Annotated in this window: 13 protein-coding genes; 3 read left to right on the forward strand and 10 right to left on the reverse strand. The window is 54.5% G+C overall.

Annotated features, from left to right (window positions below; all coding sequences use genetic code 11):
- Nucleotides 1-32 precede the first annotated feature (32 nt).
- Nucleotides 33-1,061 (reverse strand): amino acid ABC transporter substrate-binding protein, encoded by a 1,029-nt coding sequence (locus tag RHM56_RS17770; protein WP_322234557.1) that lies wholly within the window; start codon nucleotides 1,059-1,061, stop codon nucleotides 33-35.
- A 418-nt stretch (nucleotides 1,062-1,479) separates the two neighbouring features.
- On the opposite strand from RHM56_RS17770, the gene RHM56_RS17775 reads away from it, so the two are divergent.
- Nucleotides 1,480-2,136: an alpha/beta hydrolase gene (locus RHM56_RS17775; RefSeq protein WP_322234559.1), complete on the forward strand. Its 657-nt coding sequence runs from the start codon at nucleotides 1,480-1,482 to the stop codon at nucleotides 2,134-2,136.
- An 84-nt stretch (nucleotides 2,137-2,220) separates the two neighbouring features.
- Nucleotides 2,221-3,711 (forward strand): ATP-dependent RNA helicase RhlB, encoded by a 1,491-nt coding sequence (gene rhlB / locus RHM56_RS17780; RefSeq protein ID WP_322234561.1) that lies wholly within the window; start codon nucleotides 2,221-2,223, stop codon nucleotides 3,709-3,711.
- A gap of 191 nt (nucleotides 3,712-3,902) precedes the next feature.
- On the opposite strand, the gene RHM56_RS17785 is transcribed toward rhlB, so the two are convergent.
- The 9 genes from RHM56_RS17785 to RHM56_RS17825 form a co-directional block, all read right to left on the reverse strand.
- A complete protein-coding gene (locus tag RHM56_RS17785) occupies nucleotides 3,903-4,481 on the reverse strand; it encodes a hypothetical protein (RefSeq protein WP_322234563.1) in 579 nt (192 codons plus the stop codon).
- 589 nt (nucleotides 4,482-5,070) lie between these two features.
- Nucleotides 5,071-6,135 carry a DUF6708 domain-containing protein gene (locus RHM56_RS17790; RefSeq protein ID WP_322234566.1) on the reverse strand — a complete coding sequence of 355 codons (1,065 nt, stop codon included), beginning with the start codon at nucleotides 6,133-6,135 and terminating at the stop codon, nucleotides 5,071-5,073.
- The gene (locus tag RHM56_RS17795) at nucleotides 6,128-9,532 is read right to left on the reverse strand and encodes a toxin VasX (RefSeq protein ID WP_322234569.1); all 3,405 of its coding nucleotides are present in this window, start codon (nucleotides 9,530-9,532) and stop codon (nucleotides 6,128-6,130) included. Before RHM56_RS17795 ends, RHM56_RS17790 begins: the two co-directional genes overlap by 8 nt.
- A complete protein-coding gene (locus RHM56_RS17800; RefSeq protein WP_322234572.1) occupies nucleotides 9,529-10,416 on the reverse strand; it encodes a DUF4123 domain-containing protein in 888 nt (295 codons plus the stop codon). Before RHM56_RS17800 ends, RHM56_RS17795 begins: the two co-directional genes overlap by 4 nt.
- A complete protein-coding gene (locus RHM56_RS17805) occupies nucleotides 10,403-12,451 on the reverse strand; it encodes a type VI secretion system tip protein VgrG (RefSeq protein WP_322234575.1) in 2,049 nt (682 codons plus the stop codon). The genes RHM56_RS17800 and RHM56_RS17805 overlap by 14 nt, the downstream gene beginning before the upstream one ends.
- A gap of 236 nt (nucleotides 12,452-12,687) precedes the next feature.
- Nucleotides 12,688-13,137 carry a molybdopterin synthase catalytic subunit MoaE gene (gene moaE, locus RHM56_RS17810; protein WP_322234578.1) on the reverse strand — a complete coding sequence of 150 codons (450 nt, stop codon included), beginning with the start codon at nucleotides 13,135-13,137 and terminating at the stop codon, nucleotides 12,688-12,690.
- A gap of 2 nt (nucleotides 13,138-13,139) precedes the next feature.
- Nucleotides 13,140-13,385, reverse strand: coding sequence for a MoaD/ThiS family protein (locus RHM56_RS17815; RefSeq protein WP_322234581.1), 246 nt, complete (start codon nucleotides 13,383-13,385; stop codon nucleotides 13,140-13,142).
- Nucleotides 13,382-13,855, reverse strand: a complete 474-nt coding sequence (gene moaC, locus RHM56_RS17820) for a cyclic pyranopterin monophosphate synthase MoaC (protein ID WP_322234583.1) — start codon at nucleotides 13,853-13,855, stop codon at nucleotides 13,382-13,384. The genes RHM56_RS17815 and moaC overlap by 4 nt, the downstream gene beginning before the upstream one ends.
- A gap of 114 nt (nucleotides 13,856-13,969) precedes the next feature.
- Entirely contained in the window at nucleotides 13,970-15,364 is a 1,395-nt protein-coding gene (locus RHM56_RS17825; protein ID WP_322234585.1) for a PhoH family protein, read from the reverse strand.
- A 482-nt stretch (nucleotides 15,365-15,846) separates the two neighbouring features.
- On the opposite strand from RHM56_RS17825, the gene RHM56_RS17830 reads away from it, so the two are divergent.
- Entirely contained in the window at nucleotides 15,847-16,167 is a 321-nt protein-coding gene (locus tag RHM56_RS17830) for a hypothetical protein (RefSeq protein WP_322234587.1), read from the forward strand.
- Nucleotides 16,168-16,180: the final 13 nt, after the last annotated feature.

Here is a 16,180-nt window from a genome sequence, read left to right on the forward strand (position 1 = left end):
CCCGGTGGTTGGCCCACCGGGTGACAGGGCTATCAGCGAACAGGGGGTGCGTATTGAATGCCGCCGTTGTTCCACAGGGCGTTCAGGCCACGATCGATGGCCAGCGGGGTGTTCTTTCCGAGGTTTTTCTCGAAGACTTCGCCGTAGTTACCGACTTGGCTGACGATCTGAACGACCCAGTCCTTCGGCAGTTTCAGGTCTTTACCGTATTCACCATCAGCACCCAGCAAACGGGCAACGTCAGGGTTTTTGGTCGATTTGGCTTCAGCCACAACGTTTTTAGAGGTAATGCCCGCCTCTTCAGCGTTGAGCATGGCGAACAGCGTCCACTTGACGATGCTGAACCAGTCTTCATCGCCCTTGCGCACCACTGGACCCAGCGGTTCTTTAGAGATGGTTTCCGGCAACACCACGTAGTCGTTCGGGCTGGCCAGCTTGCTGCGCTGTGCATAAAGCTGCGATTTGTCGGAGGTCAGCACGTCGCAACGCCCGCTTTCCAGCGACTTGGCGCTTTCATCAGAGGTATCGAACGTGATCGGGGTGTATTTCAGATTATTAGCGCGGAAGTAGTCCGAGACGTTGAGTTCGGTGGTCGTCCCGGCCTGAATGCAGATGGTCGCGCCATCCAGTTCCTTGGCGCTTTTAACGCCCAGTTTGTTGTTGACCAAAAAGCCAACGCCGTCGTAATACGTCACGCCAGCAAACACCAGGCCCATGCCCGCATCGCGAGAGCTGGTCCAGGTGGTGTTGCGCGACAGCACGTCAACTTCGCCCGATTGCAGCGCGGTAAAACGCTCTTTGGCGTTCAACTGGCTGAACTTGACCTTGGTCGCGTCGCCAAACACAGCAGCGGCTACGGCGCGGCAAACATCAGCATCGATCCCCAGAATTTTGCCGTCTTTGTCAGGAACCGAAAAACCCGGTAAGCCATCACTGACGCCACACTGCACAAAACCCTTCTTTTTTACGCCATCCAATGTCGCGCCGGCATGAGCAAAACCTGTAACGCTCAAAACGACTGCTGCGGTGGCCAGGGCCAGGGTGGATTTCAACTGCTTCATTCAAACCTCCAGTGCTGCTTTTTTTGTGTTTGAACAAGACCCGCCGCCCCCTTGTGAGGCACTGTTGACCCGTGTTGGCTTTTTGTTGGGTCAAGCGGCATAAGCCTTGAGCGATAGGTGTATCGCACGACTCCTCAAACCGAAGCGCTCACGTGAGCTGTTGAATTCCTTGTCTAACTTCATCTGTCTGATTTTGCTGTCCCCCATCCGACAGTTGCCTGTTAGTGTTACCGCCGAAGGTGAACCTGCTAACGTCCCTGTCCACATAGCAAAGCCCGTACCACTGCGGCGAATTAAGCGATTAAGCGGAGTTTTCGGGCAGAAACGTTCAAGCAGGCGACATCTTCTGTAACTTTCAAACGAACGCGCACCCTTATCGCGCGCGCACTCAACACGAACGCCCAACGATGGAGCACCCATGACCGAACCTCTGATCATTCAACCCAAAAAGACCGCAGACGCTTGTGTTATCTGGCTTCACGGCTTGGGCGCCGATCGTTATGACTTCCTCCCGGTGGCCGAAGCACTTCAAGAAACGCTACTCACCACACGCTTTGTTTTGCCTCAGGCACCGACCCGGGCAGTGACCATTAATGGCGGATATGCCATGCCCAGCTGGTACGACATCAAGGCCATGAGCCCGGCCCGTTCGATCAGTGAGGAGGAGCTGAACGAGTCGGCAAAAACGGTCATTGAGCTGATCGAAAAACAGAGGAGCGCCGGAATAGACGCCAGCCGAATTTTTCTCGCCGGTTTTTCCCAAGGCGGCGCCGTGGTGCTCCATACCGCCTATCTAAAATGGAAGGGAGCATTGGGTGGCGTACTTGCCCTCTCCACCTACGCTCCAACCTTCAGTAATGAAATGCAATTGTCCGCCAGTCAGGAGCGGACACCGGCCTATTGTCTGCATGGCCAATATGACGATGTCGTGCAAAACGCTATGGGCCGTACCGCGTATGAGCACTTGAAGCGTTTGGATGTGCGCGTTACATGGCAGGAATACCCAATGGGGCACGAAGTGTTACCTGAGGAAATCCGTGACATCGGTGCTTGGCTGACCGAGCGCCTGCGCTAAAAACGAAACATCCCGCCGTTAACTACGCCGAGCACGCGACTTGCATTACACTGCCCGGCGTACACTCCTAAACCAACTGATGAGATGACCGTGCTCAAAGCACTCAAAAAAATATTCGGTAAAAGCGAGGCTGAGCCGCTCGCGCCAGCGTCCATGACACCTCCCAGCAGCCCCAGCCCGCGAACCGACGCGCAACAGCCTGGCCGTTCTGCTCCTGCGCAAGCCGCGGTGACCTCGCCCGCAGCCTCGCCCGCGCCAGAACCTGCGCGGATCGAAAAACCAAAAGCTGCAAAACCACGGCGTGAAGCGGCCCCCAAACCGCCAGTCATTCCCTGGAAACTCGAAGATTTTGTGGTTGAGCCGCAAGAAGGCAAAACCCGCTTTCACGATTTCAAGCTCACTCCTGAACTGATGCACGCCATCCAGGACCTGGGTTTCCCGTATTGCACGCCGATTCAGGCACAAGTGCTGGGCTATACCCTGAGCGGACGCGACGCCATTGGCCGCGCCCAAACCGGCACCGGCAAAACCGCTGCGTTCCTGATCTCGATCATCAGCCAGTTGACCCAGACCCCGCCGCCCAAAGAGCGCTACATGGGCGAGCCGCGGGCACTGATCATCGCGCCAACCCGCGAACTGGTGGTGCAGATTGCCAAAGACGCTGCCGACCTGACCAAGTACACCGACCTCAACGTCATGACGTTTGTAGGCGGCATGGACTTCGACAAACAGCTCAAACAACTGGAAGCGCGTCATTGCGACATTCTAGTGGCCACACCAGGCCGTCTGCTGGACTTCAACCAGCGTGGCGACGTGCACCTGGACATGGTCGAAGTGATGGTGCTGGACGAAGCTGACCGCATGCTCGACATGGGCTTCATCCCGCAAGTGCGTCAGATCATTCGTCAGACCCCGCCAAAAGCAGAGCGTCAAACGCTGCTGTTCTCCGCGACCTTCACCGAAGACGTGATGAACCTGGCCAAACAATGGACCACCGACCCGGCCATCGTCGAAATCGAAGCGCAGAACGTTGCCAACGAACTGGTTGAGCAACACGTGTATGCGGTCGCGGGTGCTGACAAATACAAATTGCTGTTCAACCTGGTAAACGACAACGGCTGGGAACGCGTCATCGTATTCGCCAACCGCAAAGACGAAGTACGCCGCATCGAAGAGCGCCTGGTGCGAGACGGCATCAACGCCGCCCAACTGTCGGGCGACGTACCGCAGCACAAACGCATCAAAACCCTCGAAGGCTTCCGCGAAGGCAAGATACGCGTACTGGTCGCGACCGACGTTGCCGGGCGCGGCATCCACATCGACGGCATCAGCCACGTGATCAACTTCACCCTGCCCGAAGTGCCCGATGACTACGTGCACCGCATTGGCCGTACAGGCCGCGCAGGCGCGAGTGGTGTGTCCATCAGCTTTGCCGGTGAAGACGACTCGTACCAGTTGCCGTCCATCGAAACCTTGCTGGGCCGTAAAATCAGCTGCGAAACACCACCGACTGAACTGCTGCGCCCGGTGGTGAGAGCGGTGCGCAAGCCGTTTGATTCGGGTGAGACTGTTTAATTTTGAAGGGCCCTGCGGCCCTTATCGCAGCCTTCGGCAGCGGCTACAGAACCTGTAGCAGTTGCCGAGTTCCGCGAGGCTACGTCCGATTGCGAAGCGATCGTAAAGTCGGAAAACCGGATCTAACTGAAAGAGCCGGATAGCCAAATTCAGAAACAGATCACGTTACTTCCCTGAGTATAGTTAGCAACTCAGATTCCTACAGCAAATGTACCCCAAGTCATAGCGACCCAATATACACCTCCGATAATTATCCAGATCATGTTCACCCCTGTAACTTCGCTATTGCCACTGCCTTGCGGATCATTAGTTAATTGATTAACCACACGCTGAACACCCACAAACAAATAGGCACCTACGGTAATAACTATCGCACCCGTCACAAATGCAACTATATTATCGTCTGGCTCATTCAGAATAAAACCTAACGTCCACGACACCAACACAAGCGAAAAAATCAACAGCCCTCTGACCTCAGGAGACCAATGACATTGATCCCCTTTCACACTCGACGCATCCTTAATACGCGCAAGCAGTGAAAAAACAAAAAATGGCCAAAAAATCCCACGCATGACCGGCATGATATCTGTTTCAGAAACACAGCTATAAAACTTCCAGTTCCGATACGACCAATACATCATGTACCCGCCAAGGGTCATCACATACAACAATAAAAATTTGGTAATAGATACAACGTACAATTCTTCACCGCCCTCCGACGACACGCTCTGACCCAACTGACATTGCCCACTCTCGCGTACAGGATCCATACAATTTCCATACCCTAATTTAAGCCAGCAAGTAAATACGAACCAAACAAGCAAAAATGCAGTCTCTATCTATAAATCACGTAGGATACTTCGATAGATATATCAAATAAACTCCAACCTCTTACCCAAGGCGCCCTACTCTTTCAAAAAACGTCTAGCGTTATATCAAACACTTTCCCTCCTTCGTAGCTCACCTTTGTACACCACACCAGAAAAATGCTGATTGATAGAACAACGAACCCCGCCATATAGCTCACCCATTCAAATATAGCGCCAACCACTAACAACCAAACCAACCCACACACCACCCAAAAACACCAAATAAATGAATGCCTGAATAGTGCATATTTTATCCGCCTATTCTCATTAGTGTTGGGCCGCACGTTGTTTTTACATTTATCACATGACACATGCTCGCCATCCAAAATCTTATAAACTTCTGTATACGTGGATTGCCAAATAAGCCCGCAACATCCACAGGTGAAATCTATAAACCCGCAACAACCTTCAATCAACCCCGACGAACTACCACCCATGACAACCTCTTATTTATTAAATACTTTACTTTTATTTAGGTAGGCGGGTATCCCTAAGGAGACTCAATGCCCGCGGCGATTTCTGGCTCTGAAAACTTAACGTTGTAGTAATCAAACAAACTCTGGCCTTCACTCAAGGCCTGGCGCAGTTCAGCGCTTTGTTGCAGCAGTTCGGCACTGGGTTTGGCGTGTTGTTCAGCGGGCAAGGGTTTTGACCATTCGCGAATGGAGTCAGAGAAAGCGGCTTTCGGGCGAGTGTAAATCCACTCCGAAAACCGGCACGGCAAGGTCCAGCCGCTGCAAAACTGAATGGTTAAAAAGCCAAACGCATACACCGGCCACGAATGCATTTCCCGGTAGACTCCGCGGCACATATGAAAGTACGCCACGGTGCCCTCTTGAAACTCTTCGTCCATTAATAAAGGTTCCGGCAAAGCCTGTGGCCCTTCTTCCATATATACCCGCAACGCCTCCCACTCGCTGACCGCCAAACTTAAATGGCCCACGTTAAGGGTCAACCACACAACTTCGCCACTGCAACTGTCGCGCAGCCCTATCATCAGCGAATAGTTGTGCATAACGGCGTATTGGTTAACTACAGTGCCAGCCGTGACACAGGCGATCACTTCTTCCCATGGGACAATTAGCGGAGATTCACCTTTTTGGCGAACATAGGCCACTTCGCGACGTTGGCGGTTGAAGCGGACAGGAGGGACGGAGGTTATTTGGTGGATGGTTTTGTATAGGGGCATTCCTGCGATGAGTATATGTACGGCCGTAAAACCCCACATTATGGGATTTTTTATATTTTCAATAAGATTACTCCAGAATGGCCATCCATAATAAAAGGATGTTCCTGCCGCAAACAAATTACATAAAGCAAAGAAAATCGCCATGAAAACAATCGATCCAACCGAGGCTCGCACAGCAAATTCCAAGCCGCTAACACCATGAGCAAAATCCAAGAACACATCATTAACCTCGCGATGCATTCGCTGACCTGTAAATGCGGCAGACCCCGTCGGTAACGGTTTAGGTGATAGGTAAAAAGCCTCCTTTCCGCTTTCAATCTCAAAATCTCCGGCATGAGGTAGTCGGTTGTACTTTGGTTCATTCATTAAAATGCTCCGACTTCAGTTCATACCCGTCCATGCTTCCAATATGTGCAACACCTTCCACACCTTTGATTGGTAGATTAATATTCCCAACATCCAGAGGAATACGGTAGTGCAGAAATAACTCTTCAGACTTGAGAGGGCTAACTGCCAACTCGGGCTGCACCGAGAGACGCATCAGCATTAATGACTGAGTACCACACCAGTCATAAGGTAAATTCAACTGCAAGGTAAGGGGGTTATTCCGAACCAGGCGTAAACGATTAAGTACCACTTCGCCCACATCGAGAATGGCGGCGGTACTATCACGCTTAAATTGTGCAGTAAATCTAATAGGGTGCTCAGCCAAACGTTGCCTAGTCACACCTGGAAAAATCAACATCAAAGTCCGAGACCTGTCCAACTCATCAGGATATTGAGTGATACCTTCATCAGTGATTACAGGACGCAGCGTTGCCTCTGCTAAGTATTGAGCATGCAGTGGCCAATCCCATCCTTGCTCATCATTCCCCCAGCAGCACTTCATTAACCAACGCTGGTGATCATCGAGATTGTTGTAGTTATAAATAGCCTCCCCGCCTAAGCTCAGAGCCATAAGACCCAAGCCCCACGGTGTCAGTTTTGCGGAGTAACTCAAAAAACGAGCCCCTCCCAAAGCCCAGGCTGTATTTAACGCCCGCGCCCCTTTATCAAGTGACTCAAAAACCAAACGCAACTCCGCGGCCATATTAATCCAAGCCATTCCTACCACTGCGGTATTACCTGTATCTCCTGCCAAGGCTATAAATGCACCAGCCCTCTCTCCAGAACTCCCAGTACGGATAGCTGTCACCCACTTATTAATATTGCTTAACGACGTACCTACTGCCCCGAAAAAAGCCAAAGGTGCAATAAGCACTCCAAGCCCCAGCCCCAACTTCCCAAGCTTTACAGCCAGCAACATCCCATTGGCATTCCCACTACTCAGATGAACAACCTTAAATGCTTTATCGACAAGAGAAATATGCACACCCTGATAAACAGATAACGCAGACGAGGCAGCACCTCCTATAGCACCAAAGAAAATAACCCGTTCTTTAAATCCAACTGTACCCTCCGATGTATGTCGATCCCACTCCCTCCAAGCCTCCCCCAATGTCTGCGCTTGCCACAGCATTAACGCTAACGGCAACAACCCTCCCTTAAACGCTGTTACACCCGCACGCCCTTCGCCATATCCACCTTTAATCCCTGAGCGCAACCGGTCTATCTCTTCGTTCAAATAAGCTTGCTGCTGCGGAGCAAGTTTAAGTTTCACCCCAATAAACCCTGCCGACTCACTGGCAGTCACAGTAAGGCTGCTTTGAATTTTCTTGACCAACGCCCAACGCTCTTTTTGGGTATTCATCTGTAATTGGTGGTAGCGATCTGCGTTATAGCGAGCTGTCTGCCGCTGTTCGTCACTGAGCATGCGGCGCTTGCTGTCTTTAATCGACACTTTGGCGTTGTGCTTGTACGTGTCTTCGTTCTTCAGCAGTACATTCAGATTGGCAACGCGGGTACTGAATTGCTGTACTTCCTGTGCACTGGCCACGCGTAAAATGGCGCCCTCATGCTCAAGCGCAATCAACCCCGCCAAGCGATGCGCTCGGTTGCTGTAGGTGTTGAGTTCATTCAAGTGAGCGTTGAGGGTCGGGCTATTTAGATTGCTTTGCAGTATGACCAGCCATTGCTCTGTGCGCAGGGCTGCTGCCGGGGAGTAAGCGGCTTGCACCAATTGGCTGTTGATCATTGCCTGCGGGCTCAGCGCCAGGCTGTTTGCCCAATGTCGCCCCAGCAGTTTTTGCACCTCAACCAAGCGCCCTTGGGCAGTGGCAATGGTTTCCTGGGCGTTACGGTTGTCATCCAGCCACTTGATCACATCACCCGCTTTGCTGTTGATAAACGTCCAGTCCAGCCGACTGCCAAACGCGGGCAAGATGTAATACGGGTGCGCGTGAAAATACTCGCCCACCGCTTGCAGGCTTTCATCGGTTCGGCACAGGTCGCGTACGCAGTTGTGTTCAGCGACCAGTGCGGCCTGCAGTTGGTCTTCGCGCTGGGGGTCGAAGTACCACAAGCTGCGGTGCAACTCGCCCTGGGTAAATAACTGCGTGCGATCGGCTGTGAGGCGATCCAAACGCGCAGTCCAGCGCTTGATATGCACCCGCTCGGCTTCAAGGTAGGCGGTCATTTCCTGATGCCGCACCAAGTCATGGATACCCCGTGAGCCTAGGCCTCGACCTTGCAGCGCTGCGTCGCCGTGGTCTTGCAGGGCTTCGATGTCGTCTTTCAGTTCGTCGTACAGCGGCTCGCCAAGCGCTTCGTGCATGGCGTGTTTTTTATCGTTCATTGATTGTCGTGCAAGCCGGTTGCTGGCGTCGAAGCCGTGCCCTGGGTAGGAGGCTTTTTCCGGGCTGGCGCTGCTTGGCATGCCTTTAAGCGTGTTGCGCGCATTCAAGTAGTCGTAGATCGACTCACGTTGCTGCTCTGTGGTTTTTTCAAACAGCTTGGCGCTGACACCTGCACTTGGCGCGCTTTGGTCGTTAAGCACCATCAGGGTTTCGATGTAGCTGCCCACCAGGTATTTAAGTTCCTGCTTCTCCTTGGCCACCCATTCATCGATCCAACCCACGACCGTGTCTTGTTCCTGGGCCAAGTCTCGCATCACGCCTAACGTGTCGTTAAACACCAGATACAAATGGTCGTGTTCATAGGCCGCGAGCATGTGGCGTTTGACCGCCGCCATGTGGGTCTTTTGGAACTGCGGCTGGTCTTCCCACTCATAGTCCTGCGTTTCTGCTGGGTGCATGCCTTCGATGGCTACTTCCTGTGTAGAAGGCTCGGCGACTTCGGCCAGCCACTGTTTGGCTTGCGCCTCGGTGAGCAGATGCGGCCCGCCTTTGACGCAATCAGCCTTGCTCAGGTCGACAACTTGCATAAAGTGATCACGCTCATCACAACTGCCGATCATTTTTGAGCATTTGTAGGCCGTCCATTGCACTTCGCTATAAGTAATATGCAAGGTGGCTGAACGCGAGAACAGCAAGGTTTTTTGCGTGTCCATGCCTTGACGCTGGTCCTGGCTGGCTTCAGTGCCCTGCCATACAAACTGAGTAACCTCGCCTTTCTGGACGCGGTACTCGTGCAAATAGCCGCTGGTGTTGTCAATCACGTACAACCAACCGTCACGCAGCAAGCGAATACCCAGCGGGTGTGAAGTGGGTTGGTAGGGCATCGCCAGCACAGCCGCTGGGTCAAGCCGCTCGACCAATCCATAGCGCAGCGGTAACAGCTGTACTTTGGCTTGGCGTAACGGGCAAACGCCCAAGGCTGACTTGGCGTCGCTGCGGCTCAGGTCGATGTGGTTTGGGTTGCTCATACGAGACTCCCCTTGAACGCAGCACTGCGCGAGTACGCCAGTTCGGCCGCTTTTTCGATGCGCTGTGAAGGCGTAAACGTTGAGGACTGATTGATCAAGCTGGCGATATCGCTGTGCTGCTGTAGCGCGTCGTCGCCCAGTAACAGGAAGACGTTGGTGTAGAGACAAATGTCCTGATGGCTGGTGAAACCTGATGCGTAAGCCTGGCTCGCACGCTCACGCATCCACTGCCAGCGGGCCTCGATTGACCATTGCGCCCCATAACCTGGGAATTTTTCCCGCACATGACTTTCAAGCACCTTGAGGGTGCTGCGAAAACTCACTTCATCGAGCATGGCTTGCTGAGCCTCGCACAAGACATACGGTTGTTGAGGCAACGGGCGCTGTACATCGCCAAGGCGGGTGTGGTGTTGCCACGTGTTGTTGATCACATCTGGCAGAACCACGTGGTCAATCGGGCCGAATACCTCAGCCTTTTGCGTCGTTGCGGCATAGCTCAAAACAGCCTGCATCACTGCCGGGTCGGCCACTCGCAACCACACTTTTTGGCCTTGAGGCTGGTATTGAGCGTCGAGCAATACGCGCAAATGAGCCATAACCTCGAAGGCACTCGCCTCGCTGAAAATCAAATAGCCCCATTCTTGGGCGGCATGGGCGAAGTAATGGCTAAGGCCTCGGGTATTCGGCCCATTGAGGGTGATCAGGCAAGGCGACACTTCGCTGCAAGGTGCCAGCAGGGTATTGGCGTACAGCAATTGCAGATCCGGCGTACCAAACCATTCGCAGGTCTTGGCCAGCAGGTTGTTCACGCTCACTCCGTCGAGCAGCAAATAGGCATTTCCCTGCCAAGGCAGGTCATTGGGCAATGTTTCAAACGTCAGCATGAGCACTCTCCTGATCATGGCTTTGCGCGAGCGCTTCGCACTGCGGGCACGAGGATTTGCCTTCAATCAAAGCCAGCATTTGCGTTGAAGGTTGCATCGGTAAGCTCTGCATGGCCGCCACTTCCCCCGGCAACAACGGCACCGCTGGCATGCCCGGCAAAGGCAAACCGCCGAGCAGGATCGGGCAACTGGCGTAGATCCCCGCCGCGCCAATGAGCAGGTGTTGCCCGCCCGCCTTAAGGGTGATGTTGGCCCCGGCTTGCAGGTTCACCCGCGCGCCCGCTTTGATATGAACTTGCATCCCCGCTTCGGCTATTAGCGCGCCGCCCACCAGGGTGTGGCTGCTGACTGCGACGACCAGGTGGTCGTTGGCGTTGATCTGGACTTTGCGATCGCTGCTGACGGTGCGTTGTTCTTCAGCGTTGAGCACCGAGACGCTATTACCTGTGATGGTTTCTTCGCGTTTGCCATCGACTTGCAAGCGGCTGTCGTTTTTGATGTGTTGTTGCAGGTCGCGCTGGGCGTGGAGGTAGATCTGCTCCTGGCCTGTGCGGTCTTCGATGCGCAGTTCGTTGTAGCCGTTGCCACCGGGGGTGCTGCGGCTGCGCAGTACGCTTTGGGTTTTGTTGGCTGGCAGTTGAATAGGCGTCGGGTTGAGGCTGTTGGCCAGGCAACCGTAAATAACTGGTTGGTCCGGGTCGCCATTGAGGTAGGCCACCAGCACTTCCATGCCCACGCGGGGGATGGTCACGCCGCCATGGCTGTCGCCCGCCCAACTCGATGAGACGCGCAGCCAGCAACTGCTCTGGTCGTCATTGATGGCGCTGCGGTCCCAATGAAATTTAACCCGGACCCGGCCGAACTCATCGCAATGGATGTCTTCACCCACGGGTCCGGTGACGCGAGCGGTTTGGCTGCCGAGGATGCGCGGTTTGGCGAAGACTTCCTGCGGGCGGTAGGTCACGTCTTCGGGGATTGCGAGAAAGGTGTTGCGATAGCCTTGGGTAAAGCCATCAGATGCGGTCGGTTGCGTGCTGCCGCCCTGTTCTTCCAGCACTTGGGGCTGTTTGCCTGTGTGGGTGACTTCAGTCAGTAGCCAGCCCGTGTTGAACGTCGCGTTGGCATGCTCGGTCATTGCCAAAACGTGACCCGTGCTCAGGGTCGGCTGATTGCTGCAACCACGCGCCTGGCGATAGCCGGTTTGGTGATGCTCCAGCGCGCGCTGGCTTTGCTGCTGACCTTGCGCAGTTTCGGTAAAGAGACCGGGGTAGGTGTAGTTTTCAAGTGCGCGCTCGTTGAGGTCTGAGCGGCTAACGACCTCCAGCATGCGGCTGGCATTTTGAAAGTCATAATCGCGGCGAGCCGTGCGATTGGTCCGGGCTTGCAGGCGCAGTTCAAAGCGGTTGATCGACGGTTCTTCGGCCACCATGCCTGCACCTTGCACGTACGGCGTCGGGCGTTTGAGCGAGGTAAATGCTTGCTGTTTATCGCCAAACACCAAATGGTGGCCGTCAGGCGAATGTCGAAAGCAGAAGTGGAAACCTTCTTCAAAACACAGGCGCTGGATAAAGCGCAGATCAGACTCGCCGTACTGCACGCAGTATTCCCGTGGCGCGTAAGACGAGAACGAATTGAAGGTGTAGGCATTGCCGAGAATGCCGTGCTCTTCCAGGATCTCTTCGATGATTTGCTGCACGGTCAGGCGCTGGAAAATGCGCTGGTTGGTGCGATGGGCCAAATAGGCCAACTGCGGCTCCAGCGTCAAACGGTAGCGGGTCAGGCGCGTGCCAGGGCTGCTGAGGCCTATGCTCGAGATCTGCCCGTGGACGCCATTGCCCTGCGCATCGAATGCCAGAAAAGCGGGCTGATGCAGCAGCGTTTCCAGGTCGAGATCAGAGCGGTCGCTGACCAGTTCAAGGTCAAAGGCAAACGGCCTGCTGATTGCTTCATGGCCAGTGAACGCCAGCACCTGAAGGTCTTGATTGGCACCGTTGATCGAGAGGCTAAAGTGGTTGTGACGGGCCAATGTGGACATCCGTGAATCCTCCCTGAAATAAAGAGAGGAACGCTAACGGATGAACAGGAACCGATTCTGTAGGAGGCTTCTGAAATATGTCGGAGAAATGTATCGGTTTGTGCTTTGTCGTTTAAAAACAGGGTCGCTTCGCAACCCATCGCAGCCTACGGCAACGACTACAGGGTAGTAAGGTCTTTAAGCCTGTTTTCAGCGCCGCATAACCGAGCGCAGATACATTTCGTACAGGGTACTCGTTAGGCCCAACGATCCGCCGCAGCCTCATCGCTGGCCCGCCCTTCCACCCAACGCGGGCCATCTGCGGTCTGTTCTTTCTTCCAGAACGGGGCGCGGGTTTTCAAGTAGTCCATCACAAAGGCACAGGCGTCGAATGCCGCCTGTCGATGGGCGCTGGCCACACCGACAAACACGATCGGCTCGCCGGGCTCCAGCGCACCGACCCGGTGCAGCACTTCTAGGTTCAGTAATGGCCAGCGCTGCTGCGCTTCGACCACGATTTTGTCCAAGGCTTTTTCGGTCATGCCCGCAGCGTGCTCCAAAAACATGCCCGCTACTTCGCGTCCGTCATTAAAGTCGCGCACGTAACCCACAAAACTCACGACCGCGCCCACGCCCAGGTTGGCTGCGTGCAGCGCGTTGACTTCAGCGCCCGGATCAAAGGCGGCCACTTGCACCCGAATCGCCATGGTCAGCCTCCGGTCACCGGTGGGAAAAACGCGACCTCGTCGCCGTCGGTCAGCGGCTCGTCGAGTTTGCACAGCGCTTGATTGCGCGCACACATCAGATTGGGCTCGGCCAGCACCTGCCATTCCTCGCCACCTCGCAACAAGTCCTGACGCAACTGATTAACGGAGGTGAACTGCCCTTCCACCAAAAGGCTGTCCAAGTTCAACGCTTCACGATAACGGGCAAAGAACAGCACGGTGATATTCATGACGCGTCTACCTGAAAGTGCCCGCTCTTGCCCCCGAGTTTTTCCAACACGCGCACGCTTTCGATGGTCATACCGCGGTCGACCGCCTTGCACATGTCGTAAATAGTCAGGGCCGCAACGCTGGCGGCGGTCAGGGCTTCCATCTCGACGCCGGTCTGGCCGGACAGTTTGCAGCGCGCGACGATCAAGACCGCGTCGGTGCCTTGGGCGCTGAGTTCCAGTTTGACGCTGGTGAGCATCAGCGGATGGCACAGCGGGATTAAGTCCGAGGTTTTTTTCGCGGCCTGAATCCCGGCGATCCGTGCCACGGCGAACACGTCACCCTTGGGGTGGCCGCCATTGACGATCATGTCAAGGGTTTCAGCACGCATGCGTACCAAAGCTTGTGCCACCGCCTCACGGGATGTGACCGCTTTATCGGTGACATCGACCATGTTGGCGCGGCCTTGGGAATCTAAATGGGTCAGCACAGGGAGTTCTCCAGACAGGAGCCGCCAGTGTAAACCCGAGGGTCAATTTTGCCCACGTGCGCGAAGGTCACCGGGCGGCTCAAGGCCGCCCGGGTCAGGGTCATGTGAAGAGACTTAAAGATGCGATTCCGCGTACTCGGCCAGGATCGAACGAGGCACGCCTTGCAGGGCGATGTGCACGCCGTTGGGGAAGTCTTTGAAACGCTCCGTCAGGTAGGTCAGCCCCGAACTGGTAGCCGACAGGTAAGGCGTATCAATTTGTGCCAGGTTGCCCAGGCACACCACTTTAGAGCCTGCGCCCGCACGGGTGATGATGGTTTTCATCTGGTGCGGCGTGAGGTTCTGACACTCATCAATCAAGATCAGGCTTTGCTGGAAGCTACGTCCCCGGATGTAGTTCAGCGACTTGAACTGCAATGGCACTTTGCTAAGGATGTAATCAACGCTGCCGTGGGTGTTTTCGTCCTCCATGTGCAGGGCTTCGAGGTTGTCGGTGATCGCCCCCAGCCAAGGCTCCATCTTCTCGGCTTCGGTGCCGGGCAAGAAGCCGATTTCCTGGTCCAGCCCTTGCACGCTGCGGGTACAGATGATCCGCCGGTAGCGCTTGCTGACCATGGTTTGTTCAATGGCAGCGGCCAGCGCCAGAATGGTTTTGCCCGAACCCGCCGCACCCGACAGGTTGACCAGATGAATATCCGGATCGAGCAAGGCGAACAGCGCCAGCCCTTGATAAATGTCCCGTGGTTTTAACCCCCAGGCTTCCTGATGCAGCAAAGGCTCCTGATGCATGTCGAGAATCAGCAGGTGGTCCTTGCGCACCTCTTTGACCCAGCCGACAAACCCCTGTTCATCGATGATGAATTCGTTGATGTGCACCGTTGGCAGGTTTTCGTTCATTTGCACCTGATGCCAGGTGCGGCCATGCCCCTGCCGGGTTTCGACCTTGCTGACGCGGTCCCAGAACGAACCGGTCATGGTGTGGTAGCCGCGTGACAGCATCGACACGTCGTCAACCAGTTGGTCAGTGCTGTAGTCCTCGGACTCAACGCCGCAGGCTCGTGCTTTGAGCCGCATGTTGATGTCTTTGGTCACCAGCACCACGTGCAAGCTCGGGTCGCGGGCGTGCAGATCAATCAGTTGATTGATGATGATGTTGTCGTTGAGGTTTTCGGGCAGCAGCGCGTTAGGCTCTCTGCGCTTGTTCATCAGGATTGAGAGAAAGCCCTTGGGCCCACTTTTTCCGCGCTGGATCGGCACGCCCTTTTCAACGTCTTCTGGCGATGCCGCGCCCAAAGTCTGATCAATCAAACGAATCGCCTGGCGGCACTCCGCTGCCACCAGTAGCTTGCCGGTTTTGAGCTTGTCGAGTTCTTCGAGCACCGTCATCGGGATGGTGACGTGGTGTTCCTCGAAGTTAAGCAAAGCGTTTGGATCGTGAATCAGAACATTGGTATCGAGTACATAAAGGATTGGCTGGTTGGAAGAAGGAGTGCGTCCGTGATCATCCATACTCGGTCACCTTTGTGGGAGCCATTCGACGCAATACCACAACAGTGCTGCGCCTCGAAGTGACTGCCGAACCCATCTTTTTCTGTCAGATGAGTGCCCTGCCCGATGGGTCTTGGAAGACGCCACCTGTGTCGCAGGTTTCGGCGGTCTGTCTTCGTAATACTCCAAAACGTGTGACAAAAAAAAGATTTTTTGCAGTTTGGCTGATTTATTTTTCTGACTGACGAATAGCCTTGGCGACACGCCAAATTGCCACTAGGCTCAGAAGTTACCTGACACAACGCTATGCCTTTTGATACCCCCCCAACTCAAGGTGCAGGCGCATAAAAATCGCCTCGAAACCTCACCCATGAAGGTCGGACCCATCTTACTTTCAGCAAGGACGGTACCTACCCTGCATTCTTTTTGGCAGCACTAAGCTTCCGTTACGCACTGGCCAATACGACCTGCGTCCACTTAATGCTCAAGCCAGAGGAAGCCGTATGACCCCTATCTCAAAAAGCCTGGAACAAATGCTGCTCGAGATTTACAAGGATGGCAGTGTTTCTGTTACTGAATACCGGCAGATTCGCGACAACGCCGATGCTCGCATGGAGACAGTCATTCGAGAGTTTGGCCAGCACAACAACATCACTGCCTTTCAAAAAGCGATGGATGTCGCCATGCAGCTTTTACAGTTGTCCGTTATAGATGCGAAAAATGCCAAGCTGACCGATACCGGTGAAGCCATCGTCAAAGATGCTGTCGTGTCGCAAGTTGAATACCTGCGCGCAGGCTCCGAATTAGCCTTGCGCCTGCTGTAAGCGCCACGCTGAA

The organism is Pseudomonas sp. CCC3.1 (genome assembly GCF_034347405.1).
Lineage (GTDB): Bacteria > Pseudomonadota > Gammaproteobacteria > Pseudomonadales > Pseudomonadaceae > Aquipseudomonas.

Coding starts and splice junctions, on each gene's coding strand:
- RHM56_RS17770 (WP_322234557.1), bottom strand. CDS start 1,061: ATGAAGCAGTTGAAATCCACCCTGGCCCTGGCCACCGCAGCAGTCGTT.
- RHM56_RS17775 (WP_322234559.1), top strand. CDS start 1,480: ATGACCGAACCTCTGATCATTCAACCCAAAAAGACCGCAGACGCTTGT.
- rhlB (WP_322234561.1), top strand. CDS start 2,221: ATGACCGTGCTCAAAGCACTCAAAAAAATATTCGGTAAAAGCGAGGCT.
- RHM56_RS17785 (WP_322234563.1), bottom strand. CDS start 4,481: ATGGATCCTGTACGCGAGAGTGGGCAATGTCAGTTGGGTCAGAGCGTG.
- RHM56_RS17790 (WP_322234566.1), bottom strand. CDS start 6,135: ATGAATGAACCAAAGTACAACCGACTACCTCATGCCGGAGATTTTGAG.
- RHM56_RS17795 (WP_322234569.1), bottom strand. CDS start 9,532: ATGAGCAACCCAAACCACATCGACCTGAGCCGCAGCGACGCCAAGTCA.
- RHM56_RS17800 (WP_322234572.1), bottom strand. CDS start 10,416: ATGCTGACGTTTGAAACATTGCCCAATGACCTGCCTTGGCAGGGAAAT.
- RHM56_RS17805 (WP_322234575.1), bottom strand. CDS start 12,451: ATGTCCACATTGGCCCGTCACAACCACTTTAGCCTCTCGATCAACGGT.
- moaE (WP_322234578.1), bottom strand. CDS start 13,137: ATGGCGATTCGGGTGCAAGTGGCCGCCTTTGATCCGGGCGCTGAAGTC.
- RHM56_RS17815 (WP_322234581.1), bottom strand. CDS start 13,385: ATGAATATCACCGTGCTGTTCTTTGCCCGTTATCGTGAAGCGTTGAAC.
- RHM56_RS17825 (WP_322234585.1), bottom strand. CDS start 15,364: ATGGATGATCACGGACGCACTCCTTCTTCCAACCAGCCAATCCTTTAT.
- RHM56_RS17830 (WP_322234587.1), top strand. CDS start 15,847: ATGACCCCTATCTCAAAAAGCCTGGAACAAATGCTGCTCGAGATTTAC.